This is a genomic window from Methanosaeta sp. UBA356 (genome assembly GCF_002496465.1).
GTDB classification, from domain to species: Archaea; Halobacteriota; Methanosarcinia; order Methanotrichales; family Methanotrichaceae; genus Methanothrix; species Methanothrix soehngenii.
Window position 1 is genome coordinate 1 of the sequence record NZ_DAKC01000060.1, and the last position, 25,784, is coordinate 25,784.

Genomic DNA, 25,784 nt, shown 5'->3' on the forward strand with positions numbered 1-25,784 from the left:
ACGATTTCCCAGAACAAAAGCTTTATGATCACATAGAAAAGGTTTTAATGAATTATCCCTTTTAATGCATATATCTGAGAATGCCTATATCTTGAGGAGCAAATAATTAAAAGATGTATTTTTATTTATAAGGAGTGGATGCGATGGCGTCTGATGCTAATAATAACTGGCATGCATTAAGTGCTGACCGGGTTCTGCAAAAATTGGATAGCACCACCCGAGGCTTGAGTACAGAAGAGGCAGCCAGACGCTACAAGGCCTTTGGACCCAATGAGCTGGAGGAAGGCGAAAAGCTGAGCAAGCTCGGCATTCTCATCGGGCAGGTTAAAAATCCTCTAATAGCTGTTCTCGGCCTGGCGGCGGTCATCTCCTTCATGGCTGACAAATTCATAGATGCTGCAGTGATACTTGCGGTAATTCTCATCAACACATTGCTTGGGTTTTTTAAAGAATACAGCGCGGAAGAGGCCATCTTGGCCCTCAGATCCCAGGCATCAGCCGAAGCCCGGGTCTTGAGGGATTGCCCGGAGACGGGAACCTGCCAGGAGATGCGCATCAAATCCCAGGAGGTAGTGGTTGGGGATATAATTCTGGTAGAAGCGGGAGCAAAGGTCCCGGCAGACTCCAGGATCATAGAGCAGGCGAACTTGGAGATGGACGAGTCCATGCTTACCGGTGAATCGGTACCGGCGAGAAAGATGGCGGAAGCACTGCAGGAGGATCTGATCACTGCAGAGATGGACAATATCATCTTTGCAGGAACCGTGGTCACTCAGGGAAGGTGCAAAGCGGTGGTCTTTGCCACCGGAATGGATACCGAGATGGGTAAGATCGCCCACCAGATAGCCGGAACGGAAAAGGCGAAGACTCCACTCAAGAGGCGTACCCTGGACCTATCCAAGAAGCTGATGATCCTGGCTTTAGTGGCCAGCAGCCTGACCCTGGTAGTGGGCTTTTGGCGCGGATTTGAGCTGATTGAGCTCTTTCTCTTCACCCTGGCCATGGCGGTCTCGGCCATCCCCGAGGGCCTTCCTGCGGCCATAACCGTTGCTTTGGCTGAGGGTGTCAGCCGCATGGCCAGCCGGCATGCCATCATCCGCAAGCTGGATGCAGTGGAGACGCTGGGATCGATAACTGCGGTCTGCACTGACAAAACCGGTACCCTGACCACCAACCAGATGACGGTCCAGAAGCTCTTCCTGGCGGGCAGGATAGTCGATGTATCGGGGGTCGGATTTCAGCCGAAGGGCGATTTTGAGCTGGACGGAGTGCCGCTAAAAGCCTCAGAGGATAAAAGCCTGAGCATGTTCCTGAAGATCGCCTCCCTCTGCAATGATGCCTCCCTCAAGAGCCATAAGGAAGAAGAGGATCGATGGGAGATCCTGGGCGACCCGACTGAGGGCGCCCTGTTAGTGGCAGCGGCAAAAGCGGGCCTGGATAAGAGCGAGCTGGAGGAAAGCCATCCCCGGGTCGATGAGATCCCCTTTGATCCCAAGAACCGATACATGTCAACCTTCCACCGCACCGGCTCTGCTGAGCTGCTGGCATTGCTCAAAGGAGCGCCGGAGACCATCCTGGACATGTGCTCATATGTCCTGGATAGGGGAGAGGTAAAGGAGCTTGACCAGAAGAGAAAGGAAGAGTTCTTGAAGGCCAGTTCGCAGATGGCAGCAGAGGCTCTGCGCGTTTTGGCCCTGGCCTATGTCACCATTAAGCCGGAAGAGGGGGATGAATTCAAGAATAAGGGTCCAGCTAACCTGATATTCACCGGCTTTTCCGGAATGATCGATCCGCCCCGGCCGGAGGCCATAAGATCGGTTCATCTGTGCAAGAGGGCGGGGATCAAGGTGACCATGGCCACCGGGGATCATAAGATTACCGCACAGGCCATAGCCAGGGATATTGGGATCTATGAGGAAGGGTCGAAGGTCCTCACCGGCTCGGATTTGGATGATCTGAGCGATGAGGAGCTGGACGGTCTGATTCAGGATACCTCCGTCTTCGCCCGGGTATCACCCAAACATAAGCACCGCATAGTCCAATCCCTGCAGAGGAAGGGGCATATCGTAGCCATGACCGGAGACGGGGTCAACGATGCTCCTGCCCTCAAGGCGGCAGAGATCGGCATCGCCATGGGGATAACTGGAACCGATGTCACCAAAGAGACGGCGGACATGATCCTGACGGACGATAACTTCCAGAGCATAGTGAACGCAGTGGAGGAGGGCCGGGTAATCTTCGAGAATATCCGAAAGACAGTGAAGTATCTCATCAGCACCAATGCTGGTGAGATCCTCACCATCCTGGTGGCCCTGGTCTTCATGGCCATAAATGTGCTGATCTTCACCCCGGTGCAGATCCTATGGGTTAACCTGGTTACCGACGGGCTCTTAGTGGTGAATTTGGCCATGGAGCCTAAAGAAGAGGATGTGATGGACCAGCCGCCCAGAAACCCCAAGGAGAATATAATCAACATGGATATAGTTAAGAATGTGCTCTTCGTTGCCGCCTTTATGGCTGCGGGCACCCTCCTGGTGTTTACCAGGGAGCTTAACGGTGGAGATATACACCGCGCTCAGACCCTGGGCTTCACCACCCTGGCCATGTTCCAGATCTTCAATGCCCTCAACTGCCGGTCTGAAGACAAGTCCGTCTTCAAGATCGGCCTTTTCAGCAACAAATACTTGATCGGGGCAATAGTTGTATCGATAGCCCTGCAGCTGATGGCGACGACCCTGCCATTCTTCCAGATGGCTCTGGGAACGGTGGCCCTCTCGCTGTATGATTGGGCCATCATCTTCGCCGTCTCAAGCACGGTATTCATCGCCGACGAACTGAGGAAGCTGATAAAAAGAACGGGTTTTATACGGATCTAGATGATAATAAGCTGAAAGATCAGAAAGGGAAATCCGGGTGGGCTTGAATTCTCCTCCGGCTCAAACATCTCATTCTCTTGGATTGCAGCCTTTACTTCTGCGGGAATGGGATAATTGCCCTCTTGGAGAATCGCGCCCAAAGTGAATAGTGCGGAAAAAGCATTTATACTTGTTTTGGCGTAAGGGTTCTGGTTTGTTCCTTATCATCTCGGAGGATTGAAAAATTGACAACTGTTTACGACGTACCTCCCCATGACTTGATAGCCGCCGCAGCTTTAGAGCTAAAGGCAGCGGGCAAGGTCCAGCCACCTGTTTGGGCTGAATTTGCTAAGACTGGGGTAAATAGGGAGATGCCACCCACCAATCCAGATTGGTGGTTTGTGAGGTCGGCATCCATTCTGCGCAGAATATATATCGATGGGCCGGTGGGAGTATCCCGGCTCAGAACCTTCTACGGCGGAAAGAAGCGCAAGGGAGTGGCCACTGGAACCTTCGCCAAGGGCAGCGGCTCAGTGGTAAGAGAATCCCTGCAGCAGCTGGAGAAGGCAGGCCTAGTTAGGAAGCTGAAGAAGGGACGCCAGATGACCCCAGAGGGCCAGGCATTCCTCGACGGCATAGCCCATAAGGTGGCCAGCCAAAAAGAGGCTTCAATTGCACCCGCATCCGAACCAGCCGCAGAATCGACAGCATAAGGAGGAATCAAACAATGGCTGATGATGAGCTTGCAGAACTGAGACGAAAGAGGCTGGAGCAGATCCAAAGGCAGCAGGCGGATTCACAAATGGCTGCTGTTCAGCAGGAGCAGGCCCAGCAGGAGATGGAAGCCAAAAAGGCGGCCATAATGCGGACCATCCTCACTCCTGAGGCTCGCGAAAGGATGAATGCCATTCGCATGACCAGGCCCGAGTTCGTCTCCCAGATCGAGGCCCAGCTCATCATGCTTGCACAAAGCGGCAGGCTGAGAGGCCCGATCACTGACGAGCAACTCAAGGCGATACTCACCCAGGCCCAGCCCAAGAAGAGAGATATCAATATAACAAGAAGATGAAAAATCTCGGAATCGGTCGATACATGAAGGTTGCAGTCCTATTCTCCGGCGGAAAAGATAGCAGTCTGACGGCCCTCCTTCTCGAGCCATTCTTCGAGGAGATAGAGCTGGTGAATTTCAGCTTTGGCCACGACGATTCCTGGATGAGAGCAAAAGAAGCAGCAAGAGAGCTGGGATATCCCCTGAGAAGAATGGTATTCGATGCGGATGTCCTGGAGAGAGCCCTGAAGATATTGCAGTCCACGGGCTATCCCAATGATGCTCTCAATTATGTTCATCCCATTGCAGTAGAGACAGTAGCAAAAGAGTGCGAATTTGTGGCGGACGGTACAAGAAGGGATGATCGCGCCCCGAAGATGGATTTCGGCGCCATCCGAAGCCTGGAAGACCGGTTGCATGTGCAATACTTGAGACCTCTGGCGGGCCTGGGTGGAAAAGCCATCCGGGCGATGGCCTCGCGCTATTTGGACTTCGAGGAGGAGCTCTCCGAGAAGCATCCTGCTTCAGACTTTGAGGTGGGCCTGAGATATGCGCTAAAAGAGAGGCACGGCCAGATGGAGGTCAACAGGATCTTCCCCTCCAATCATACGCACACGAGAGTAATTCGGAGGAAGAGATTTGTCCAAGAAATTAAAGGGCAAGAAGATCAGGCTTGCCAAAGCATTCAATCAGAATCGTAGGGTTCCCTCCTGGGTCATAGTCAAGACCATGAGGAAGGTAGTTGCTCACCCCAAGAGAAGACATTGGCGAAGAAGCAGTCTAGAGAGATGACAATGGCGGACACAGAAAGAGTTTACACCATACCCCTGGGTATTGTGAAATGCGTTCCCGTTTACAGAAGGTCCAACCGGGCCATGGCTGAGATAAGGAATTACCTTGCCCGGCATATGAAGACCCCCGCAGAGGATGTGAAGATCGATCCCGGCCTAAACCAGGTTATCTGGAGAAGAGGGGATATGAAGCCACCAAGGCGGGTAAGGGTGCGGGCGGTCAAGTTTGAAGACGGCGGAGTGGAAGCAGAGTTTGCCGGTGAGAGATAAGAGGATCAAGATTGCAGGTAGCAGTCTGCTGGGTGTATTCGCCCGCTGCACAGATGATATAGTACTGCTGCCAGCAGTAGTCGGGCCAGAGGATCTGGCATTCATAGAAGAAGGGCTTCACGTAAAGGCGGTATGCATCCCGCCTGGCATCGGATCGGTCACAGGCTCGCTCATTTCCGCCAACAAGAGTGGATTTGTGGTCAGCCGCCATGCGGAAGCTGAAGATCTGAAGATCCTCCAAGAGCATGGAAAGGTCTCCAGGCTGCCGACCAGGATAAATGCCGCCGGCAATGTCATCCTGGCCAACGACAGCGCCGCTCTGGTTCATCCCGGCCTCTCCACCAGAGCCTGTCGGGCGATAGAGGAGACGCTTGAGGTCAAGCTGCAAAAGGGCACAATCGGAGGCCTGAAGACCGTGGGAATGGCTGGTGTTGCCACCAACAAAGGCCTTCTTGTCCATCCCAGGGTATCCGAACAGGAAATGGCAGTGCTGGAGGAGCTATTCGAACTGCCTGTGGATGTGGGCACAGTCAACCTCGGCTCGCCACTGGTGGGCTCAGGTCTGTTGGCGAACAGCTACGGCTACCTCGCAGGAGACGAGACCACCGGCCCGGAGCTGGGCCGCATTGAAGATGCATTGGATTTCCTGGCGTAATAGAGGTGAAAATTCATGACTAATTTTGAGATCAAGGGAAGATATAAGGGAGGGCTTATTGGCAAGACCTGGCTTCCTTTCAGCAAGGTAGTGGATAGCCAGAACGAGAAGAATGCCAAAAATATGGTCTACTCCCTGATGGGAAGTCAACATGGTCTGAAAAGAGGCCTTATCAAGATAGACGAGGTGAAGACAGTTGAGTAGCTCTCCTGGGAGCGAGGAGGAGATCAGAAGGCTCCTGGCTGCATATGAGCAGTACCAGGCCCAGGCGGACGGAATCTCCCATCAGCTCGGCCTGAGCCAGATCGCTGCTCAGGGGCTAGAAAGTGCTCTCGCAGCAGTTGATGCTCTGCAGGAGGCTGAGGTCGGTCAGGAGATTCTGGTTCCCATAGGCTCTGGATCGTTCATCCACGGCAAACTCGCCTCCAAGGAGAATGTGATCTTGAATGTCGGGGCAGGCGTGAGCATAGAAAAAAGATCTGAAGAGGCCATAGAGATCCTGAAGACTCGGAAGAATGAGGTTCTTGAGGGCTCGAAAAAGCTCACGGAAGTTCTTGCCAAGATCGATCAAGAGATGCAGAAGATTCAGGGCATAATGCAGCAGTACGAAAGCCGCCTCAGCGACGGCCAGGGGAGCGAAGGGGTTGTTTAACCGGTTCAAAGAGAAGCTCTCCGGCTTTAAGGAGGCCCTGTCTGCCAAGGTCGCTGAGAAGGTTTCAGCCAAGGGCTCGAAGGGAGCAGCACAGCCAGAGGAGATCGAGGCAGAGGATAGGTCTGCTCTGGAGGCTCCGGATGCCGGCAGGAAGGGTTCGAAGGCAAAGGAGCCCAAAATGGGAGCATCTTCTGGATCTGCTAAGGGCGAGCCCTTGGCTAAGCCCTCGGATAATGGAGAGGCCAAAAATAAGAAAGGCAGATTCTCATTCCTGCAGAAGGCCAAGACCCTGGTCTTCGAGCAGGAGATAATCTTAGAGGAGAAGGATCTGGAGGAGCCCATGTGGGCATTGGAGATGGCCCTGATGGAGAGCGATGTCGCCCTTCCGGTGGCTGAGGAGATCGTAAGAGAGGTCAAGTCCGATCTGGTTGGGAAGAAAAAGAAGATCGGTTCAGATACCGGCCAGCTGGCTGAGGACTCTCTTAGAAATGCGCTGATAACCCTTCTATCCAAGAACCACCTGGACTTCGATGAGTACATCCGGGCGAAGGATAAGCCGGTCAAGATCCTGTTCGTGGGAGTGAACGGCACCGGTAAGACGACCAGCATCGCCAAGGTGGCAAAGTATCTCATGGATCAGAGCTACTCTGTGGTCCTTGCCGCTGGCGATACCTTCCGGGCGGGAGCCATTGAACAATTAGAGGTGCATGGCAACAATCTGGGGCTGAAGGTGGTCAAGCACAAGACGGGCGGAGATCCGGCAGCGGTGATATTCGATGCCATCGAGTATGCCCGGGCCCATAACAAGGATGTAGTCCTGGCGGACACGGCTGGCAGGCTGCATACTAACATCAACCTCATGGATCAGATGAGAAAGATCGTCCGGGTTACCACCCCCGATCTGCTGATATTCGTGGATGAGGCAATAGCAGGCAACGATGCCGTTGAGAGGGCGCGGCTGTTCAATGAGTCAGTGCCCATCGATGGATCGATCCTCACCAAGACGGATGCCGACGCCAAGGGCGGATCTGCCATATCCATCGCTTATATAACCGGCAAGCCGGTGCTCTTCCTTGGCGTGGGACAGACCTATCCCGACCTGGTGAAGTTCGAGCCCGAGTGGCTGGTGAATAGACTGATGGGTGAGGCAGAGGCATAAATTCTCGATGATACAAGCCACCTCTGAGCTGATCAGGGCAGCGGCCACCTATGAGTCCCTTCCCAGCTCCATAAGTGCCGCTTCCCTGCAGCTGTAAGCCTCTACCATATCCGGGTCGATCTGGATGGCCTTCTGGGCAGACGATAACGCCAGATCGTACTCCGACCGGTTGATCAGTGCATTGCAGCGGTTGCACCAGGCCTGGGCAGAGTGGGGATCGATCCCGATTGCTCGATCGTATGCTGCCACCGCCTGATCATGCCTATTCAACTGAAAGAGCACATTTCCCTTATTGATCCAGGCCCTGGCATCTTCACCATTCAGCTCCGTGGACCTGTTGGATGCCTCCAGCGCCTCCTCGTATCTTCCCAGGATGTACAGGACTACGCCCCTATTATACCAGGCCTGGAAATTTTGCGGCTCGATATCGGTCACCCTGTCGAAGGCGATGAGGGCTTCTTCGTACTTGCCCTGCTGGGTTAGAGCAACCCCCTTGTTGTACCAGGCTCGGGCATAATCCGGATAATCCTGGATGTAGCGGTCAAACTCCGCTATGGCCTCATCATATCTGCCCTGCTCGGCCAGGTCTATGCCCTTATTGTAGCAGCTTATGCCTTCCTCATCATGCGAAGCGGGTGCACAGAAGCCCGATTGAGCTATGAGTGATATCTGCATTAAGATAACGCCAGAAACCAGGATACAGATAAAACTCCCTTTAAAGATCATTCCTCCTCAAGGATGTCCATTCTGCATATCTGAAGAAAAAGATTTTGGAGGCCCTTATTGCTCTCCTTTCCCTCAGTGCGACGGGAATAGATGCCGTCTCATGATTGTCTTGTAGGCAAAAGCGAGCAGTAATCCTGCTATGAAACCTCCAATGTGAGCCCAGTAGGCCACACCACCGCCTTCTGCCACCGCTCCCAACGAGGCCACACCGCTGAATAGCTGGATGACGAACCAGACGGTGATGAAGAGCAGCGCTGGTATCTTGGTGATTCGGTAGAAGAATCCGAAGAATATAAACAGGCGTACAGTGCCCGTGGGCAGGAGGACGAGGTACCCGGCCAGAACCCCAGAGATCGCCCCGCTGGCCCCCACATTGGGGATGATTGAGGAGGGGTCAGCAGCAATCTGGGCGGCTGATGCCGCAAGGCCGCAGAGCAGATAGAAGATGAGATAGGGGATGGGGCCCAAGAGGTCCTCCACGTTATCGCCAAATACGGCCAGAAAGACCATATTGGAGAGGATATGCAATATGCCCGCATGGATGAACATGGAGGTGAAGAATGTTGAATATGGTGGCAGCATGCTGCTCTGGACGCTTGTGACATCGGCAGGCACCAGGCCGAAGGTATTGAAAAAGGAATTCAGTCCCTGTGATCCATCTGTGATCAGAATATAGATCTCATAGATAAAAAAAAGGACGTTAATTGCCACTATCACTGCCGTAACTATCGGAAAGCTTCGGCGCGGTATGATCTCCTCTGTGCCCACCGGTGCAAACATCATTCACCTCAAATTATCTTATCCTGTACTCTCTCAGGCTCTTGTGCTCACAATCAAATTACCTGTCAATATACTTATCCTATGCATCGAGTATGGACAACTCCTCTCCCCAAAAAACTGCCTTTGAGGACATCCATTCGATGGTATCCGATCAGCCAATAGCAAAAGATAAATAACTCTCTAGACGAACCAATACCTATGGCCAATATGATCAGAACGACCCTATTGCTGGCCGGTCTGACAGGAATTTTGCTGCTGATCGGCGGCTACTTTGGTGGAAGAGGTGGCATGCTCATAGCCCTGATCTTCTCCATTTTGATGAACTTTGGAACCTATTGGTACAGCGACAAATTGGTCTTAAAGATGTATAAAGCCCGCGAGCTCACAGTAGCGGAGGCTCCGGAGCTCTTCGGCATGGTGGAGAATCTGGCCGCCAACGCTGGCCTTCCCATGCCCAGGCTTTATATAGTCGATAATCCCATGCCCAATGCCTTTGCCACGGGCAGGGATCCCAAGCACGCAGCAGTCGCCGTTACCACTGGGATCACCAGGATCCTAAATAGAGACGAGCTGGCAGGAGTGATCTCTCATGAGCTGGCTCATGTCCGGAATCGGGACACTCTGATCAGCACCATAGCGGCTACCCTTGCCGGAGTGATCACATTTATGGCCAATATGGCCCAGTGGTCGCTGATCTTCGGCGGTGGGGACGATGATGGCCCCAACCCCCTGGGAGTTTTAGCCATGGCCATCCTGGCTCCTTTGGCCGCCACCATCGTCCAGCTGGCGATATCCAGGGGCAGGGAGTTTGAGGCCGATGCCGGTGGAGCGAAGATAAGCGGCAAGCCCCTCTCCCTGGCCAGTGCCCTGGCCAAGCTGGAGTCGGGCAATAATGCAGTGCGTTCGGACGTGAACCCATCCACTGCTCATATGTTCATCGTCAATCCCCTCAAAGGAAAGGCAGTGGCGTCACTCTTCTCCACCCATCCCAGCACAGAGGAGAGGATCGCCCGGCTCAGATCCATGTAAATCAAGTGATTAAGACTGGTATCGACAAAAAGGCTTATAACGATTTTTACTCGGCCGATATTGATTCTGCCGGTGGGGAGGCGCTTTTCAGGGCATCCTTTGCCCTTCGACCGCACAAAGCGCAGATCCCCTCCAGATCAAAGCTCGATCCGATTACAGTGAAGTTCGCCTTGCTGGAGACATTTTTCACCAATTTCTGCATTATCGGGTCCATCCAATCGGTGACGCTGCCGCACTGAAGGCAGACCAGGTGCGCATGGGGCTCTGTATTGGGATCATACCTGGTTTGAGATTTAGGCAGGTTCAACTCACAGATCAGGCCGGTCTTTTTTAGAATTTTTATTGTGGTGTAGATGGTGGCCAGGCTTACGGTAGGATGGGTCTTCTTGACTTCCTGATAAGTCTTCTGTGCTGAAGGATGCTCGTGATTGCGCAGTATGTATCTGCTGATGGCTATTCTCTGGGGAGTGGCTCTATAGCCGCTGTTGCGAAATGTCTTTATGATGGTTGAGTCCAGGCTGTCTGCACTGATCATAGTAATTATTAGCTAATAATCACTCTTAAATAAACATATCCCCCACTGGAATTCAGGGCAGAGAAAGGACTGATTGGTTTGGGAGGTGGGCAGGATCAAACCTCGCGGGCTATCTCCAAATAAAGTGTGTGAGTTCATCTAGGATTTAGGGCAAGAACAGCTGCACCAGCGAGATCCCTGTCCGATCTCAGGTGGAGCTCAAGTGGCATCATAGCTGCAAATTCTGCCAAATGGAAGAGTATTGAAGAAACTGAAAGGCTTCATCTAACAGAACCAAATATATATGATAGAGAGGAGTTATTAAATATGTGCGAATCAGATAGATCCGGCCCCTCGAGGGGATTTGAGCATAGCGGTTTTCACCATATGAGCTACCATATGGGCGACAAAGGTGGCTTCCCATTGATTGGAGATAAGTTCCCTTCCATGGAGGTCAAGACCACCCATGGCATGGTCAAGTTGCCAGATGCATATTCCGGAAAGTGGTTAGTCCTTTTCAGCCATCCTGGGGACTTCACCCCGGTCTGCACCACTGAATTCGTGGCCTTCCAGAAGATGAGGAGCGACTTCGATAAGCTGAACTGCGAGCTTATCGGCCTTTCTGTTGATCAGGTGTTTGCTCATATGAAGTGGACCCAGTGGATCAAGGAGAACCTGAAAGTGGAGATCACCTTCCCCATAATCGCCGACGACCTGGGCAAGGTGGCCATGAGGCTGGGGATGATCCATCCTGGCAAGGGCGCCAATACCGTCAGGGCGGTATTCATCATCGATCCTGAGGCCACAATTCGCCTAATACTCTTCTATCCCCAGGAGATAGGAAGGAACATGGGCGAGATCATCAGGGCTCTTGAGGCGCTGCAGGTCGTGGACAAGAATAAGGTAGCAACTCCCGCAAACTGGCCCAACAACGATTTCCTCGGCGACCAGGTGATCGTGCCCCCTCCGGCGGATGAGAAGGCTGCTGCCGGCAGAAAGACAGGCGGCGGCATGGTCTGTGAGGACTGGTGGTTCTGCCATAAGAAGTTGTGAGCAGACAATTGATGAGGTTGAAAATCAAGGTGATTTTATATGGCTGATAAGAAGAAATACACCCTGCCCGAGCTGCCCTATGCTGGCAATGCCCTGGAGCCCCATATCACCCAGGCCCAGCTGGTGCTGCATCATGACAAGCATCATGCCGCCTATGTGAACGGCGCCAATGCCATACTGGAAAGGCTGGACAAGGCGCGGGAATCCGGATCGGACATCGATATGAAGGCCACGCTAAAGGAGCTCTCTTTCCAGGCGGGGGGCCACGTGCTGCACAGCTTATTCTGGGCGAACCTCGCTCCCGCCTCCAAAGCGAAGAAGGAGCCTGAGGGCGCTTTAGCCGAGGCCCTGAAAAAGGAGTTCGGATCCATTGAGCGCTTCAAGAAGGAGTTCACCACTGCTGCTGTGAGCACAGAGGGCTCCGGATGGGCGGCCTTATCCTGGTGCGGCATGACCGGCAGGCCGATCATTATGCAGATTGAGAAGCATAATGTGAACGTCTATCCCATGTTTCGCATCCTCATGGTCCTGGATGTCTGGGAGCATGCCTACTACCTGGACTACAAGAACGAGAGGGCCAAGTTCGTTGAGGCCTTCTGGAACATCGTGAACTGGGATGAGGTAAACCGAAGGCTGGAGGCAGTAATTAAATAATCACCTCCTTTCACCCTTTTTTTGGGCAGAGTCCTGAAAGCCTGGCATTTTATCATGAAATTTGGCCCTGTGCAATTAGCCATTCTTCTAGCTGAAACCTTCTGCTCGCGGATGACTGAAAACAAAGGCCTTAAGATGAAGGAAGGCATTGACACATTCATGGAGTCGGTTGAAGAGAGGGCAAAAATGCAGCTTTTGGCGATTGAGATGGCCTACAACATCAAGATCCGGAACAAAGATGATGTCGCCAGGATAATTGCCGCCAGCAGCAGGGATAAATCGGATGTCTTGATGGCATGCTCATCCATCAGCACCTGGATTGCCAGAAACGGCATATCTGGAGAGACTGTGCTTCCCATCGATATTGTGATGCAATCCATGAAGGCGGTCAATGACAACGATAGAGGTTGACGGCAGACGGATCGAGGTGCCTTCTGGCTTCTCAGTTAAAGAGGCTCTGGAGAAGCTCGGATATAATATCACATTGCATCCTTCCGACAAGGGATTATTCATGCCCTGCCAGGTGGGAGGATGCTGGGCCTGTGCCCTGAAGATAGATGGAGAGGCTAGGCCGGCCTGCACTGCGCAGGTGCAAGAGGGAATGAGGATAAGGACTGCAGCGCCCATGGGGACGCCTCGCAGGATGGTGGCAGGCTTCATGGGCCATAAGACGGGAGGCGTGGGCACACCATGGTGGCTGGAGAGCGGCCTGGGCTTCATAGAAGCGGTCTGCTTCACCTCAGGCTGCAACCTCTGCTGCCCCCAGTGCCAGAACTGGCGGTATGCCTTTATGGATGCAGGCGAGCTCCTCACCCCAGAGGAGGCGGCGGAGAGGATGAATGAGACCAAAAAGCAGTGCGGCGTGGAGCGCATAGCCATCTCCGGCGGGGAGTGCACCCTCAACCGGCCGTGGCTGATCTCTTTCATACGTCTCCTCCGGGAGCAAAACCCAATCGCTCGGATTCATGTGGATACCAACGGCACAATTTTGACCGAGGACTATATCGATCAGCTGGTCGGAGCAGGCATGACCGACATTGGCATCGATCTGAAGGCCCTTAGGATATCCACCTTCATGGAGATAACCGGCCTTTTGGATGAGGGGCTGGCGACCAAATATCTGCAGACCGCCTGGGAGGCGGTGAAATATCTGCACGACAGCCATCCCCAGGTCTTCTTGGGCATCGGCATCCCATTCAATGAGGAACTGATCAGCATATCAGAGATCCAGGAGATGGCGGAGAGAATCGTCAGCATCGATCCCTGGATTCAGGTCTGTGTTCTGGACTACCGGCCGGAGTTCAGAAGGTCGGATCTGGTCCGGCCCAGCCACTGGAAGATGCTGGAGGTCCATTATATTCTTAGAGACTGCGGTCTGCAGTCCGTCGTCTGCCAGACGGAGCGGGGAAAGATAGGGCCAGCGGGAAGGCTCCTAGGGTGATGATCGAGAGCAGATAAAATGGGTTTCGATCGGAAATCTTTTCAAGAGCTCTGGCAAGCTTCTCTGGGGACAGAACAGGCAGCCTAGGCATTTGCTTCGACAGTTATGGTGGCTTCGATCTGATCTTCCTCCACCGGTATATCTATGCCTCTGGCGGCGAGGCTTTCGATATATGCTTCGATTGCCTCCTTTGCCATCTCTAGTGCTTCCTCGATGGTATCGCCAAAAGTCAAACAACCAGGAAGAGAGGGAACGATCACCGTGTAGGTTCCGTCAGTCTCCAGCCTGATCATAATCTTATAACGAAGCGTTCTCATCTGATCTGTATAATTGTGAAATGATAGTATTTAATTCTGCGGGGAGCGTATCATTTTTTTGTGTAGAGTCCAGAAATTATTTCGCCTATCATCTAGGAATAGACAAAAGACAAAAGGACTTTCCTATACTCTTCAAGCCCACATTCCGCACTTCAACTTCCTAAGTCTAGTATTTCTCTTGATAATGATTCTCCGAATAGAATTATTAATTGAATTATTCGATTAAATTAATATTTTATCCGCTTGCCATGTCGCTCCCATCGAGCATAATCGAGTGCATATTGTGCCACCTCGTATCACAAGGGAAAATCAACTTAATGTCAAATGAATTCAAAAGAACTTTTTATTTAGATTAAAATATTTTCATAAAATAGAATGAATCAATAGCTTCAAAAATACTAGATCCCAAACTCAAAGTGCGGAATGTGGGTTCAAGCCAAAATTATATTTTATCTTTGTGATCCAAGCTCACGAACATAGTACTATATCTTGGGGTTTCCAGGAGCCATTTGAGCCAATACATTCTTTTTTTTTGGAGGCGCCTTTTTGCATTGAGCATAAGCCCGAGAGACATATGGCCTTTTGCTCCAGATATCGTGTCCTCCTCTATCATTGCATCGAGAAGCCACAGAGTTCCACGGTACTCGACCCTCTCATTAGAGGCAGCTTTGCGCAGGCCCATCTCCTGTGAGGAGAGTGGCAAACTCTTGTATTGCCCAGCTATCAGAGCAAAAGGGTCCAAGCGGCCAGAGGAGATCCACTCATCCTATGGGTCGCAGCCTTTTCGCCCCATTTACGCGGCCAAGAACATGCTCAATTTAATCCATTCTTCATCTGTGGCTTAAAATTTAGAATAGTTTTGTTTGTCGAGATTTGTTTACTCCTTTATCAATTTCAAATTTTGTGTTATTATTTTCTTTGTGCGTATATAAAAATTCACCATTAGGATCATGCTGTCTGAATCGCTCCTTAGCTAATTTTATACTGCGAACTGCATAGCAATACACGCATCCGTGAGGGCAAGTGTCGTAATCTCCGATATCTTTTGACTCGTAACAACCGCAATCACGCCTATTTCCATTAAGTTTAGCACGAATTGGAGATCCACCCATCTTTGATAACCTACGAGCATCGATACAACGAGCCTCTTTAACTCCTTGAGCTAGAAACTGCTTCTGGGAGCACATAGTTAATTGCATTTCATGACTATGTGCAATTTCAGCCATTAATGATGCAATTTCTATTTTCTTTTCATCTGCTGGATCTTCCCATTTGAAACCGGTTAATTCGGAAGCCTTGTTCAAATTAATTAAAGTTTTCTTGTATATTTGTGCAAAAGAAATTACAACCTCATTCGTCGTGCCTTCTAATTCTTGAGCCAATGTCTCAAAATTATTTAAATGAAAATCAAATGACGTCAATGAGGTAATAATTATGGGATCATAGCGCCAAACAGCCACATGAGGGCCAAATCTTTCTGCAATCATCTTCATATAATTAACAGATTTCTTTCTTTTTGTAACAAATGTTTCAAGTTCACGTGGATAATCATGTATCGTGTATTGAACTGTAAAAGGGTAACCCTTCTGATGAATAACATTTAACTTATCCATGAAGGGGCCGAGATCTTTTGTCCAGAAAACAAATCCATCCACATCTTCACGCTTCAAGCTTATTTTGATCACTTGTTTCGTGTTATATGGATTCACCATCATGCAATAGCCTGCATCAAGCCGGTTGGCAAACCACTCCCCATAAAATCTTGGTATATCTGTTTTATAACTAGCTGAAATGATCATATTGACCTACCGTCCCAATAAGATAGAAGACATCACCATCTAGCCTGGGTTCAATTCCATTATTAATAATTTGCTTCCAGAAGTCGTTGACTTGATCGATTTGCCCGATATCTATATCCATCTTGAAATTCACCTTTTCAGCATCATGTCTTGTGAATGTTCTTTTTAGGTTTTGAGATGGATAGTTCAATTCTGTTACCGAAATTCTTGCTCTCCTTAGAACCTCAACCAATTCATTTTTAACAATCGGTTCATTACGATCAATTAAAATAATCTTTGATCCCTTCTTGGCGTTGAATGCTATCGTATTAAACAATTTTTGAAATGAATTTAGTTTTATTTGATCTTTGCAGATTTCGGAAAACACATAGCTCATTATGAAAATATCAATTTCCTTAATTGGCCCTAAGCCATTTCCATTTTCTATTGTATTCTCAATATCAATTTTGTTGAAATTTATTTCTAAAAAATTCAATTTTAGATCACATTTTAATTCGATATGCTTCGTTAGCATTTGGCAATAGATCTCCCAATCTTGATTTTGGTCTGCTAAAAATACCTTTAGATTTATTCTTTCCCTTGCTTTTCTTTCAATCCATTTGGCCAAACCTAGAAGCTCAGTTCCAGGGCCACACCCTAGAATCGAGACTTTGATGTGATCATTGTCATAATGTGTTTTCATCAAATGTTGATTTAAAGAAGACCTGTTATTTTCGAAAATATACCTCAAGATATCTGCGTGGCATGGTACAAACTTGCACATATAAAAAAGCTGAGAATAATAATTAGAATAATCTATATATTCATTTTTATAATAAATTTCCGGGAATTTTTCCTGATTTTTTAAATCATTAATCCAATTTTGATCATTAATTGGAATGGATTTTTGATCCATGACTGACTTGATGATGCTGCTAACAGCTTCAAAGTAATTTAGCTTTTCAATACAAGGCTTTGAGGAATGAGATCCGAATTTCCTTGATTGAAGAAATGCACTGTTAGCTTCTGCTTTTCTATTTAGAGCTTGGAGGGCACGACCTTTGCAGTCCCAGGCTTCAGCATAATTTGGGCGAATATTAATTGCCATATCAAAGCATTTGATTGCCTGATCGAAATTTGCCCGTGCTAGCTGAACAATACCAAAATTATGCCATGCAGGCGCATTCCTCTCTTTTAGCTCTATGGCCTTTTCGAAACATTCTGCTGATTGTATGTATTCTTTTATCTCGTAAAGTGCTTTACCTTTTTCATTCCAACTGGTTTCGAGGCTTGAGTTCACATTAATAGCTAAATCATAACAGTCAATAGCTTCTCTAATATACCCTAAAATTTTTAACGATTTTCCTTTATTTAATTGCGCTTTTACGTTCTTTGGATCTGCGGCAATTGCGTTATCAAAGAATTCAATTGCTTTTTCATAAGATTCTCTCTTCAGATAGGATTCACCTATTGCATTTAGGGATTTTGCATCTAAATCCCCCCACATTTCAAGAAGTTTTTGAACTATGACTAGGATATCAACTGCAGAGAATGTAGGTTTTTCTTGTATTAAATGTTTTATATATAATTCGAACTTTTTTTCTTTAAGCTCTGAGTATTTTATTAATTTTTCGCTGCAGTCGTGGAATGCCTTTATTATACGACCATCAAGTAGCAATGACTCAGACAAGCCGTATCCCCCCAGAGATGCATCCATAACCCGAAATTTGCCTTCCCATGAATCTAACTTGACATCAATGCCATTTATTTCAGATTCTATTGAATTAGCAATGAAATGCCTAAGGATATTTTTTGTTAAATTATCCAAATCAGAAGAATAAAACTCAAGATGATCCTTTTGTTTGAAATCCCATTCCCATCCCATTGTTCTATAAGAATAACATTGTGGGAACTTATTTAGAATGTTCTTAGAAGCGATTCGATCTCGAGATACAAAATGTGTAATTTCTCTGAATCTCGGTTCGTTCCTAGATGTTTGATTCAAATCGTCTGTATTTCTTTTTATATTTTGAATCTCGATTCTTTCGGTTTTATTGTAGCCACGCCAAGTCCGCGTGTTTTTCCAAATTCCGAATTTTATAGATCCGATTTTTGGATAGTTCGCTTGATCCGGATAATCTGTAGAAATCTCATAGCTTATGACATTGTCCCAGCTGCCACGTGTAATAGAATAGCTTTGATCTTCTACTACCTGTATCTCTGAAATTGAACTCAGATTTTCATCGCATTCTGACGTCTCAAGCCAATATTTTTTCTTTTCATTTTTCGTATTAATATGATAATCTGATACTCGATACTTTTTGCCTTCCTCATCAATATAAATAGCTTCCGGATGAGCATCTCTAAAAATATCGATCGTATTGATGACACCGATTTCTTTGGAGCCTTTTTTTACCGAAATTAATCCTTCTCCAATTTTGGGTCGAAAATTATCGTATTCCCAATAATTTTCTTTAGTATTAATCAACGCACCATATCTGTTCTCTAAACGGTTTACTAATTCTTCTTTTGAAATAGGAATATCATCGAAATATTTATTAAATATTTTTTCAAATAAAAAAATGTCAAGACCCCTTTCTAGTTCGCTGGTAAGCAATTCGTCGCAAGCAGCTATTTCATGTTTCCATTTAATAATTTCAAGATGATTTGGTATGGGTATTGGATGACATTTAGAAATTTGGAAGGCTGCTTCTGGATCCGCAAGAATACTCTCATCATTGGGGGAAGATGTTATCCTCATAATTATTAAGCCTGGTTTGCCGTCTCGTCTTCCGACTCTGCCGATACGCTGCATCATTGCAGCTCTATTTAATGGAATATCTTCCATGATGCAGAGATCTAGTCCTGGAATATCAATCCCCAGTTCAAGGGCATTGGTTGCTAAGAGAGTAAGACCTTTAGATTTATCACTTGAAATTTCTTTTTCTCTTTGTCTTCTTTTTGCAGAGGTTAAATTAGCGTCATATATTTGAACATTCCTGGTACATTCAGATGTTTGTCGTTTAATTTTTCTGCTAAAACTTTTATTTTGAGTGAAAAATATGGCATTCACATCTTTTCCCATCAAATTGTCATCTATTACGAAGGGTATTAGTGATTTTCTTCCTTGACCATTAATAAACAATACATAACGGAGCAATCCATTGGTTAGAGGATTTTTCAAGCACCCTATAAACTCTTGAATAGGAATGCGTTTAATTTGCGTCTTAACAGAGTCTTGGAAATGCTGAATTTCATCGATACTGGTTAGAAATAATAGTTTCTTTGCAAATTCCTTTGCTGATGGGAGTGTTGCAGAAGCGAGAAATATGCCTGGTTTCGGCTTTCCAATAATCTCTTTTTTTGCATACAAGCGTTTTAGAAAATGATGAACATTCGCCCCAAAGACTCCGCTATATAAATGTGATTCGTCAAGAACTAGGCACTCTAAATTACCCAAAAAATCTCTGCTGCTTTCGGACATCAGGCTCCAATGAGCTTTATCTGTTGTAGATATGCGAATTCGAGCATTCCTAAATGCCTCGCTCTTTTCGTGCTTTTTCATAATACGATCTTTCGTAGTCCCTAGCCAAATAGTCCAAGATATCGATTTACCATTAATCTTTATTGTCCCAGCATAAGGAGGAGATTCCTTATCATAGGATACGAGCGAATTTGGATCGGATATTTTCCCCAATCTGTAAGCTTGACCAAAAACAAGAGCTTGAATGGGAAAGCATAATAGAGCAGTGGATAATTCGTTTTTTGTCAAGTGATGAAAGACCCAAAACCAAAAACATAGGCTCTTGCCGGATCCAGTGTTGGTTGTCATGATGAAGTTTTTTGTAGATTCTTGGGTCATGCATGCTTTAATAAAATCAATTTGATGAATAAAAAGACCATTTTCCTTAGCTTTCTTCTCATACATCTCAATAAATTGCTTTCCATCGGCGGATATTTCTATAGTGTCTAATTGCTTGGTATCGGGTAACGGAGTAAAAATCTGGAATGCAGATAAAATATCGTTTTTAAAATAGTCTAATGCATTGGTAGCAATTATCTCGAGAGCTTTATTTTGGGATTGACATTGATTTTCATCGCCGATTTCCGTTTCTCTGCTGCAGAGATCAAGAGATATATGGACTTTTGGTAATATATTATACCCTGTAATGACCTCTCGAGCATGACTATCTTGGTCCGCATCACAACTATCATTTATTTGAGCTTTAATTTGATTATTACCAATATTTGATAAATTAGGTATCCAAGTCCATGTGCTTTCTTGGATCCATCCAGTCATTTCTTCCCAAAAGTTCTTATCAGGAGATTTTAGCAAAAATTTATAAAAAAGTTCTCCTCCATCTAGATTTGATGCTTTTACGCTCCAGATTATTAGTGTTCCTTCTTCTTGGGGGCTAAAATGGTCTGGTTTGAGACTATGCAGCCGGAGGGATGGATTTGGGGGTCTACAACTCGTTTTCTTGGAATCTCTGGATTCGTAGCTCTTATTATTGAAGTGATTGTTATTTGATTCGATTCTTTGTCTTTCTTTCAATTTGATTTCGGACAAAATATATCGTGGCTGGCTTGGAGAATCCAGTGAGGGGAACATAAGAGGTTTTTCTTGTATTAGATTTGATATTTGCTTGATTATATTGAACTCTTTTATTGAACTGCCCTCAACTTTGTTCTTAGATTCATAGCTTATTTCAGCCTTTATTTGGCAAACACCTATGTCGGCTCTGGTAGGTACCCATGTCCATTCATTGGATTTTCTCCAGCTAGTAATTGGACGCCACTCGTTCTTTGTTGATATACTCTTTAACCAAAATTTATAATAAATGATATCCGTTATAGGATCTAAAACCTCTACTTTCCATGTAATACGTTCGCCCGGGATCTGAGGTTCCTTTAAATCGGACTCAAGGCTAACCTGGATTGAGACGAATTTTCTCTCAGAAATATCTGAGTTGAGATTATCTCTAATTTCTGCTATCGACAATAAGGCAGTACTATAAAGTCTCTTGTTTCATATCATTTTCGGTTTCTCTTCCAATGGTAGTTGAATGCAGAAGCTATCAATCCTAACTCCGCCCCTTGCAGTAACCATTTTTATCTCTGACCGTTTCCGTCTGCGAACTCTACTGTAGTGTCCTAAATTATTTCGCCTATCATCTAAGCTTGGACGCATAGTCCAGGATATGAAATCAAACAAGACGAAGTTCGCTATATCCTTCGTCATAACCGCAAAGGGGTAGCCACAGAAGAGATTGCGCGAGATGTCAAGTTCTCACAAAGAAGAGTCCAGCAGATCATTAGAGAGTATAAGGATATCGGGCATGAACCAGTCTTGGGCGAAAAAGTTGGTCGCCTCCGCAAACCCTTCACTGAGAAAGAGACCGAGGTCATCAGAGCAGCCCATGCTCGCGGGACATTAATGGGGATTGGATAACAGGTAAAAGGTATTTATCATTGGAAGAGTAGAGTAGAACCTGGATACAGGGTCAATGTGAAATTGCAGTAGATATGGCACGCTATCGTGTTTTCTGCACTGCAAAATGCTGCTCGTATTGGGGCCGAATCCCAAAATTTAAGCCTCGTGAAGATGATCTCATGAGTATGATAATTCCCGAGAGCGGCCAGTCTTTTGCCGGAAGGAAAAGGAGAATAGCATTCGCCTCCCTTCTCTTGATCTTCGTCCTGTTCTTTTTAGTGTCAATTCCAGGTGCCTGTGCCCAGGAATATGTGGCTCGTGACCTGACCATAGAGCTTGAAGACGGCATCAAGACCGATGCCCAGCTCACCCTGCCAAAATCTGGTACGGCCCCCTTCCCCGGGATTCTTCTCCTCCAGGGCAGCGGGACAATAGACATGAACGAGTACCTGCCCCCAGAGGTCACGGGATCGGATGAGCCTTCCAGGCCATTTCTGCAGATAGCCGAGCACCTCTCGTCTCGAGGCATTGCCGTCCTGCGGTTCAACAAGCGGGGCGTGGGCCTGAACGGCACCATCCTCAATACCAGCATTGTGGCCAACTCCACCTACCAGAGCTATAAGAGCGATGCCGAAAAGGCGCTGGCGATCCTCAGAGCCCAGCCGGAGGTGGACAAGAACGATATAACCCTCCTCGGCCACAGCGAGGGGGCCATCGTAGCTCCCAGGATTGCCCGGGAAGATGCAGAGATCCGGAAGATGGTATTATTGTCCGCACCGGCGGGGAATCTGAGGGATAATCTGCAGTTCCAGCTATTGGCCAGGCCGCTGCTCTATGCAGAAGAGGTGATAGACAGCAACCACGATGGCCTCCTGACCATAGCCGAGGTAGAGGCGACCATGGGAACGCCGGGCGAGAGTCTGGCCCCGCTTCAGGCTATAGGATTGGTGATGTGGAACAATACGACCGAAGAGCACCAGTGGCATTCGGTCATAACCTCTGACCGGAGGGGCAACCTCAGCATCAGGGGCGACCTGGAGCCTCTGATCAAAAAGCAGGTCCAGCCCATGCTCTCCAATGAGTCGGTCAAGGCCAGTCCCTGGCTGGCATCCTACTTCGCCCTGAACAACACCACGGACATCATAGGCGATGTATCTGCCAGCATCCTGATCCTCCAGGGAGAAAACGATACCCAGATCCCTGTCCGGGAGGCCAGGATGCTGGAAGAGAAGCTGATGGAGGTCAACCACCCTGATCACACATTGATCGTCTATCCGGGGCTAGGTCACAGCTTCCATCCGTTGAAGAACTGGATTCAGCCTCTGGGGCCGATGGAGGAGGCCGTGCTGGAGGACCTCTATGCATGGCTGACGAGCCCGGATAGAAGGATGAGGGAGGGCGCTGGCTGAGGTGAGACCCTGGTCTTATGTGTAGAAAGGAGTGAGCCTTAAGTTGGCTTTTATCTATCGAGTGGCTTGGGATAATTGCGACGGAGAGGTTGGTCGAGCCAGCCATTTTTTTTCTCTTCCGTCCAAACCCAGGAACTGTATCATCCTCTGGCCTTGATGGCATGAATCGCATTATATGCCATTTTCTCTCTTCACCACAGATTTCACCCTTTTCATCAACCGGTTCAGATGATATAAAGCGAACATTATCAATGCCATGCCAAGGACCTGCATCCAGGAGAGGGTATCGTGCAAGATGAGATAGCCGAAGACCACTGTCACCACTGGAATAAGGTTCAAAAAGGCCGAAACCACCGTTGCTCCCAGCCTTCTGGTGGCATAAATATAAAAAATGTAGGCGAAGCCGGAGCAGAAAACCCCTAGAAAGAGCAGATTAGCAAATACCGGCAGAGAGATCTCGGATATCGCGGGCCATCCATCGATCTCCGGGATGATGAGGGGAATAAATAGAATTATGCTGACTGTTGATTGAGCAGCGGTTAAAGCCAGGCAGGGGTAATTCTCAGAGAGCCTTCTATTCAGCAGGGTGTAAAATACCCAGCAGATGATCGCTCCCATGACCAGCAGATTGCCGAAAAACCTGGCAGATGATAGATCCACCTTCCCATCGACTGTGACCACCAGAGCCACCCCAATGGTGGAAAGGATCAAGCAGAGAATCATCTTCCAGGTGACCTTCAGACGGAAGAGCATAGCTTCGGCAAATAGGGTGAATATGGGAAGGGCGGCCACGATCATCGAGGCATTGGATGCCGTGGTATACAGAAGCCCGGTATTCTCCAGGGAAAAGTACATCACTATTCCAAAGAAGCTGGCGAGGACGATATATCCCATGTCCCTTCGACCTATTTTGAATGAGGTCCTGGTAAAAAGAACAAGCATTATCAGAGTCGATGCAGCGATGATCTGCCTGAAGAATGCTATCGATACAGGCGGAATCTGTGACAGGACCACCTTGGTGCTTATAAAGGAAAAACCCCAGAATAAAACATCCAGGATTATGAACAATACCGCCAATTGATACTCTTTCTGCCCGCCCATTAAACCTCTCAATTATAATGGATCCTCACGATTTGGCGTGGGTAAACTTGAATTGGAGATTCTCTGTGTCTTTTGTGCTTCTGTGGTGAACCGTGGTGCACTGACCCAACCACAGGGACGCAAAGGAACTGTGGCTATATTCTCTGCCGGACCTCATCCACATAATTCAGCGAAGAGCCATTATAATATTGTTGGCTCGGAGGATTCAGCCCCAATTGACCGCAAAATCCCTCATTCTTCACCTGCAGTATCCCCTGAATTGCAGGATGCCACCTGGATTATAATCCTTTCCTTTCAGCATTGATCGACCGGTAGACGGCGAGGAGGAAGCCGTAGAGGGTAGGGCCAACTATCACCCCGATGATTCCAATGACAAATATGGGTGCGGTATAGGCGAGCAGGGTGAGTATGGGGTGTATCCGGGAGCTCATCATGGCCAGGTGTGGGCGGATAACGTTTTCAGGAATTACCATCAGCACCACCGTTCCAAATACCAGGAGGATCAGGCAGCGGAAAAGGTCTCCCACGATCAGATAATAGACTGCTATGGGAATGAAGACGAACGGCGGCCCCAGCAGGGGCAAGAGGGTGAATACCGCCACCACCACCCCCATCAGAAATGGATAGGGGATGCCTAGCAATGAGAAGCCAATCGCTGCCATCACACCGCTGAGCATGGAGGTGGAGAAGTATACGGTAAAGAGAGTATGGTAGATGCTGTAAAGCTCATCCAGAAATCGCCTGACAATACCCTGCTTTTCCTGGGGGACCAGATCCACCGCCTGATCAATAAAAACCTTGCCGTCTATGAGCAGATAATAGGTGAAGAATACCACCACGATCAGATGGGCAAAGAGAATGGGCAGGTTGGAGCCAAAGGCGGTGAGCTCACGCTGCAGAATGGGAAATACCCAGGTGGCGAACGCTATGGGAATGTCGCTTATCTCCTGCGCATAACGCAGAGCGATCTCGATTATGGAGTTGTAAAGCCAGGCGGGGATAAAGCTCTTGGACCAGGCATCGATCTCATTGATGGTCTTATCAATCTCCACATCTGATATGGCCCCTGATGACTGCAGATAGGACAGCTCCACCAATAGGGCGCTGGTGATCCCCAGAATCAGGGAGAGGATGAGGATGAAGACCAGCATTATGGATAAAAATGAGGATATCTGCTTTCTTTTAGTCAGCCTGAAGAACAGGGCATAGAGGGGCTTGAGAAGAAAAACGAGCACCACGCTCAAGAGGATGGTTGTCAGGAAGTTTAAGGTCAGGTAAAGGGTGAGAAGGATTATCAGAAAGACGAAAATTCCCGCCCCTATGTCGAACCTCCGCCCAAGATTCATGCTCTCTTCTCCTCCTTTTTACGGCATAAGCCTTTCTATGTTTTTTCATCTGATCAGCCGAAAGGATGATGATGGCCGCCAGTAATCTTCTTTGAGATGTCTTGCAGAGAGGGGAAGATCAATGGGATACGATATAGCACTGGGCATGGCCTGGGAGGAGCTGAAAGGACTCGGGCTTCCATCCAGCAATATCATTTCACTGTTCCAAGACAGATATGAGATTAAGCAGGCGGAAAGGGAGGTTCTCTTCCTGCCCAGTCGCCGCCAGGCTATTGAGACGGTATCGGTGCTCCTGCTCCATTATCTGATCGGCAGATCGAAAAATGGTTACGAACCTGCAGGAGAATGGATATCCATCAAAGAGACCTATGGAGGAAAACTCTTCTGCTCCAATTTCTCCCGCCGGGCAATCAGGCCGCTTGCAGAGCGATTCAGTCAGAGCCCGGAGGAATTGGTCAGGACCTTGCAGGATGATTTTGCCGGCAGGATGGTGGAGGGGGCGGATGTGGCAGTGGAGGTGGAGACCTTTCCCGGCGTCATTGTCCGAATCCTTTTTTGGAGGAGCGATGAGGATCTGCCAGCAGATGCAACGATGCTCTTTGATCGCGCACTGGCCCAGATCCTAACCATGGAGGATTTGACGGTCTTGCTGACGATTCTGGCAGATGATGTCCTGGAGGGCTCCGAGCAGTCTTCGCAATGATGCAAAACCCGGATTGAAAAGATTTTAGGGAAGGCCGGTTATAACGTCGGGGTGTAGGGGCAGAGAAGA

General features: G+C 48.2%; 26 protein-coding genes and 1 pseudogene. 18 read left to right on the forward strand and 9 right to left on the reverse strand.

Translation table 11 applies throughout. The annotated features are described in order from the left end of the window. Positions 1-143 precede the first annotated feature (143 nt). The 10 genes from BP727_RS05145 (at position 144) to ftsY (ending at position 7,430) form a co-directional block, all read left to right on the forward strand. Entirely contained in the window at positions 144-2,876 is a 2,733-nt protein-coding gene (locus BP727_RS05145; RefSeq protein WP_286857693.1) for a cation-translocating P-type ATPase, read from the forward strand. A 224-nt stretch (positions 2,877-3,100) separates the two neighbouring features. Further along, the gene (locus BP727_RS05150; protein ID WP_286857695.1) at positions 3,101-3,568 is read left to right on the forward strand and encodes a 30S ribosomal protein S19e; all 468 of its coding nucleotides are present in this window, start codon (positions 3,101-3,103) and stop codon (positions 3,566-3,568) included. A 14-nt stretch (positions 3,569-3,582) separates the two neighbouring features. Further along, a complete protein-coding gene (locus BP727_RS05155; protein WP_013720068.1) occupies positions 3,583-3,924 on the forward strand; it encodes a DNA-binding protein in 342 nt (113 codons plus the stop codon). Between the two features lie 23 nt (positions 3,925-3,947). Further along, positions 3,948-4,604, forward strand: a complete 657-nt coding sequence (locus tag BP727_RS05160) for a DUF7411 family protein (protein ID WP_286857698.1) — start codon at positions 3,948-3,950, stop codon at positions 4,602-4,604. Further along, positions 4,543-4,695 carry a 50S ribosomal protein L39e gene (locus tag BP727_RS05165; protein WP_083804721.1) on the forward strand — a complete coding sequence of 51 codons (153 nt, stop codon included), beginning with the start codon at positions 4,543-4,545 and terminating at the stop codon, positions 4,693-4,695. The genes BP727_RS05160 and BP727_RS05165 overlap by 62 nt, the downstream gene beginning before the upstream one ends. 2 nt (positions 4,696-4,697) lie before the next feature. Next, positions 4,698-4,964 (forward strand): 50S ribosomal protein L31e, encoded by a 267-nt coding sequence (locus BP727_RS05170; RefSeq protein WP_013720066.1) that lies wholly within the window; start codon positions 4,698-4,700, stop codon positions 4,962-4,964. Next, positions 4,954-5,619, forward strand: coding sequence for a translation initiation factor IF-6 (locus BP727_RS05175; RefSeq protein ID WP_286857728.1), 666 nt, complete (start codon positions 4,954-4,956; stop codon positions 5,617-5,619). The genes BP727_RS05170 and BP727_RS05175 overlap by 11 nt, the downstream gene beginning before the upstream one ends. Before the next feature lie 15 nt (positions 5,620-5,634). Then, positions 5,635-5,823, forward strand: a complete 189-nt coding sequence (gene rpl18a, locus BP727_RS05180; protein ID WP_013720064.1) for a 50S ribosomal protein L18Ae — start codon at positions 5,635-5,637, stop codon at positions 5,821-5,823. Beyond that, positions 5,816-6,271, forward strand: coding sequence for a prefoldin subunit alpha (gene pfdA / locus BP727_RS05185; protein ID WP_276838417.1), 456 nt, complete (start codon positions 5,816-5,818; stop codon positions 6,269-6,271). Before rpl18a ends, pfdA begins: the two co-directional genes overlap by 8 nt. Further along, positions 6,264-7,430: a signal recognition particle-docking protein FtsY gene (gene ftsY, locus BP727_RS05190; protein ID WP_276838419.1), complete on the forward strand. Its 1,167-nt coding sequence runs from the start codon at positions 6,264-6,266 to the stop codon at positions 7,428-7,430. Before pfdA ends, ftsY begins: the two co-directional genes overlap by 8 nt. A gap of 48 nt (positions 7,431-7,478) precedes the next feature. On the opposite strand, the gene BP727_RS05195 is transcribed toward ftsY, so the two are convergent. Together BP727_RS05195 and BP727_RS05200 are read right to left on the reverse strand one after the other, a co-directional pair. Continuing rightward, positions 7,479-8,105: a tetratricopeptide repeat protein gene (locus tag BP727_RS05195; RefSeq protein ID WP_286857706.1), complete on the reverse strand. Its 627-nt coding sequence runs from the start codon at positions 8,103-8,105 to the stop codon at positions 7,479-7,481. Between the two features lie 123 nt (positions 8,106-8,228). After that, positions 8,229-8,939, reverse strand: a complete 711-nt coding sequence (locus tag BP727_RS05200; protein ID WP_083804720.1) for a rhomboid family intramembrane serine protease — start codon at positions 8,937-8,939, stop codon at positions 8,229-8,231. Between the two features lie 195 nt (positions 8,940-9,134). On the opposite strand from BP727_RS05200, the gene htpX reads away from it, so the two are divergent. Continuing rightward, positions 9,135-9,965 carry a zinc metalloprotease HtpX gene (gene htpX, locus BP727_RS05205; protein WP_013720059.1) on the forward strand — a complete coding sequence of 277 codons (831 nt, stop codon included), beginning with the start codon at positions 9,135-9,137 and terminating at the stop codon, positions 9,963-9,965. Positions 9,966-10,011: 46 nt separating this feature from the next. Here htpX and BP727_RS05210 read toward each other — a convergent pair whose 3' ends face one another. Next, on the reverse strand, positions 10,012-10,500 hold the full coding sequence (locus BP727_RS05210; protein WP_273271587.1) for a Fur family transcriptional regulator: 489 nt from the start codon (positions 10,498-10,500) through the stop codon (positions 10,012-10,014). 366 nt (positions 10,501-10,866) lie between these two features. Here BP727_RS05210 and BP727_RS05215 point away from each other — a divergent pair, with 366 nt between their 5' ends. From BP727_RS05215 to BP727_RS05230, 4 genes are all read left to right on the forward strand, one after another. Further along, positions 10,867-11,532, forward strand: a complete 666-nt coding sequence (locus BP727_RS05215) for a peroxiredoxin (RefSeq protein ID WP_013720057.1) — start codon at positions 10,867-10,869, stop codon at positions 11,530-11,532. A 39-nt stretch (positions 11,533-11,571) separates the two neighbouring features. Next, positions 11,572-12,186, forward strand: coding sequence for a superoxide dismutase (locus BP727_RS05220; protein WP_013720056.1), 615 nt, complete (start codon positions 11,572-11,574; stop codon positions 12,184-12,186). A gap of 135 nt (positions 12,187-12,321) precedes the next feature. Continuing rightward, positions 12,322-12,597: a hypothetical protein gene (locus BP727_RS05225; RefSeq protein WP_273271588.1), complete on the forward strand. Its 276-nt coding sequence runs from the start codon at positions 12,322-12,324 to the stop codon at positions 12,595-12,597. Next, on the forward strand, positions 12,578-13,627 hold the full coding sequence (locus tag BP727_RS05230) for a radical SAM protein (protein ID WP_286857710.1): 1,050 nt from the start codon (positions 12,578-12,580) through the stop codon (positions 13,625-13,627). The genes BP727_RS05225 and BP727_RS05230 overlap by 20 nt, the downstream gene beginning before the upstream one ends. 83 nt (positions 13,628-13,710) lie before the next feature. On the opposite strand, the gene BP727_RS05235 is transcribed toward BP727_RS05230, so the two are convergent. The 4 genes from BP727_RS05235 to BP727_RS05250 form a co-directional block, all read right to left on the reverse strand. Continuing rightward, positions 13,711-13,944, reverse strand: a complete 234-nt coding sequence (locus tag BP727_RS05235; protein ID WP_394339399.1) for a type II toxin-antitoxin system HicB family antitoxin — start codon at positions 13,942-13,944, stop codon at positions 13,711-13,713. 442 nt (positions 13,945-14,386) lie between these two features. After that, entirely contained in the window at positions 14,387-14,626 is a 240-nt protein-coding gene (locus tag BP727_RS05240) for a hypothetical protein (protein ID WP_286857714.1), read from the reverse strand. Between the two features lie 166 nt (positions 14,627-14,792). Beyond that, complete coding sequence (locus tag BP727_RS05245) at positions 14,793-15,743, reverse strand: DUF1848 domain-containing protein (protein ID WP_286857717.1); 951 nt, start codon at positions 15,741-15,743, stop codon at positions 14,793-14,795. After that, a complete protein-coding gene (locus BP727_RS05250; protein WP_286857719.1) occupies positions 15,727-20,724 on the reverse strand; it encodes a DEAD/DEAH box helicase in 4,998 nt (1,665 codons plus the stop codon). The genes BP727_RS05245 and BP727_RS05250 overlap by 17 nt, the downstream gene beginning before the upstream one ends. A 204-nt stretch (positions 20,725-20,928) precedes the next feature. Here BP727_RS05250 and BP727_RS13710 point away from each other — a divergent pair. Both BP727_RS13710 and BP727_RS05255 read left to right on the forward strand, forming a co-directional pair. After that, a pseudogene (locus BP727_RS13710) lies at positions 20,929-21,150 on the forward strand (IS481 family transposase); the annotation flags it as partial. A gap of 185 nt (positions 21,151-21,335) precedes the next feature. Further along, the gene (locus BP727_RS05255) at positions 21,336-22,565 is read left to right on the forward strand and encodes an alpha/beta hydrolase family protein (protein WP_286857721.1); all 1,230 of its coding nucleotides are present in this window, start codon (positions 21,336-21,338) and stop codon (positions 22,563-22,565) included. 171 nt (positions 22,566-22,736) lie between these two features. Here the strand turns inward: BP727_RS05255 and BP727_RS05260 are convergent, their stop codons facing one another. Together BP727_RS05260 and BP727_RS05265 are read right to left on the reverse strand one after the other, a co-directional pair. Next, on the reverse strand, positions 22,737-23,666 hold the full coding sequence (locus BP727_RS05260; RefSeq protein ID WP_286857723.1) for a DMT family transporter: 930 nt from the start codon (positions 23,664-23,666) through the stop codon (positions 22,737-22,739). A gap of 278 nt (positions 23,667-23,944) precedes the next feature. Further along, positions 23,945-25,012, reverse strand: coding sequence for an AI-2E family transporter (locus BP727_RS05265; RefSeq protein ID WP_286857725.1), 1,068 nt, complete (start codon positions 25,010-25,012; stop codon positions 23,945-23,947). Positions 25,013-25,133: 121 nt separating this feature from the next. On the opposite strand from BP727_RS05265, the gene BP727_RS05270 reads away from it, so the two are divergent. Continuing rightward, positions 25,134-25,715 (forward strand): DUF3786 domain-containing protein, encoded by a 582-nt coding sequence (locus BP727_RS05270; RefSeq protein WP_286857727.1) that lies wholly within the window; start codon positions 25,134-25,136, stop codon positions 25,713-25,715. The last annotated feature ends 69 nt before the right edge of the window (positions 25,716-25,784 follow it).

Bases quoted from the DNA above. Each gene is read 5' to 3' on its own strand.
- BP727_RS05255 (WP_286857721.1), top strand. From the start codon at position 21,336: ATGAGTATGATAATTCCCGAGAGCGGCCAGTCTTTTGCCGGAAGGAAA.
- BP727_RS05235 (WP_394339399.1), bottom strand. From the start codon at position 13,944: ATGAGAACGCTTCGTTATAAGATTATGATCAGGCTGGAGACTGACGGA.
- BP727_RS05260 (WP_286857723.1), bottom strand. From the start codon at position 23,666: ATGGGCGGGCAGAAAGAGTATCAATTGGCGGTATTGTTCATAATCCTG.
- BP727_RS05210 (WP_273271587.1), bottom strand. From the start codon at position 10,500: ATGATCAGTGCAGACAGCCTGGACTCAACCATCATAAAGACATTTCGC.
- BP727_RS05145 (WP_286857693.1), top strand. From the start codon at position 144: ATGGCGTCTGATGCTAATAATAACTGGCATGCATTAAGTGCTGACCGG.
- BP727_RS05225 (WP_273271588.1), top strand. From the start codon at position 12,322: ATGAAGGAAGGCATTGACACATTCATGGAGTCGGTTGAAGAGAGGGCA.
- htpX (WP_013720059.1), top strand. From the start codon at position 9,135: ATGGCCAATATGATCAGAACGACCCTATTGCTGGCCGGTCTGACAGGA.
- rpl18a (WP_013720064.1), top strand. From the start codon at position 5,635: ATGACTAATTTTGAGATCAAGGGAAGATATAAGGGAGGGCTTATTGGC.
- BP727_RS05215 (WP_013720057.1), top strand. From the start codon at position 10,867: ATGAGCTACCATATGGGCGACAAAGGTGGCTTCCCATTGATTGGAGAT.
- BP727_RS05265 (WP_286857725.1), bottom strand. From the start codon at position 25,012: ATGAATCTTGGGCGGAGGTTCGACATAGGGGCGGGAATTTTCGTCTTT.
- BP727_RS05155 (WP_013720068.1), top strand. From the start codon at position 3,583: ATGGCTGATGATGAGCTTGCAGAACTGAGACGAAAGAGGCTGGAGCAG.
- BP727_RS05160 (WP_286857698.1), top strand. From the start codon at position 3,948: ATGAAGGTTGCAGTCCTATTCTCCGGCGGAAAAGATAGCAGTCTGACG.
- BP727_RS05200 (WP_083804720.1), bottom strand. From the start codon at position 8,939: ATGATGTTTGCACCGGTGGGCACAGAGGAGATCATACCGCGCCGAAGC.
- BP727_RS05240 (WP_286857714.1), bottom strand. From the start codon at position 14,626: ATGGGCCTGCGCAAAGCTGCCTCTAATGAGAGGGTCGAGTACCGTGGA.
- BP727_RS05195 (WP_286857706.1), bottom strand. From the start codon at position 8,105: ATGCAGATATCACTCATAGCTCAATCGGGCTTCTGTGCACCCGCTTCG.
- BP727_RS05220 (WP_013720056.1), top strand. From the start codon at position 11,572: ATGGCTGATAAGAAGAAATACACCCTGCCCGAGCTGCCCTATGCTGGC.
- BP727_RS05170 (WP_013720066.1), top strand. From the start codon at position 4,698: ATGGCGGACACAGAAAGAGTTTACACCATACCCCTGGGTATTGTGAAA.
- BP727_RS05230 (WP_286857710.1), top strand. From the start codon at position 12,578: ATGACAACGATAGAGGTTGACGGCAGACGGATCGAGGTGCCTTCTGGC.
- BP727_RS05245 (WP_286857717.1), bottom strand. From the start codon at position 15,743: ATGATCATTTCAGCTAGTTATAAAACAGATATACCAAGATTTTATGGG.
- BP727_RS05270 (WP_286857727.1), top strand. From the start codon at position 25,134: ATGGGATACGATATAGCACTGGGCATGGCCTGGGAGGAGCTGAAAGGA.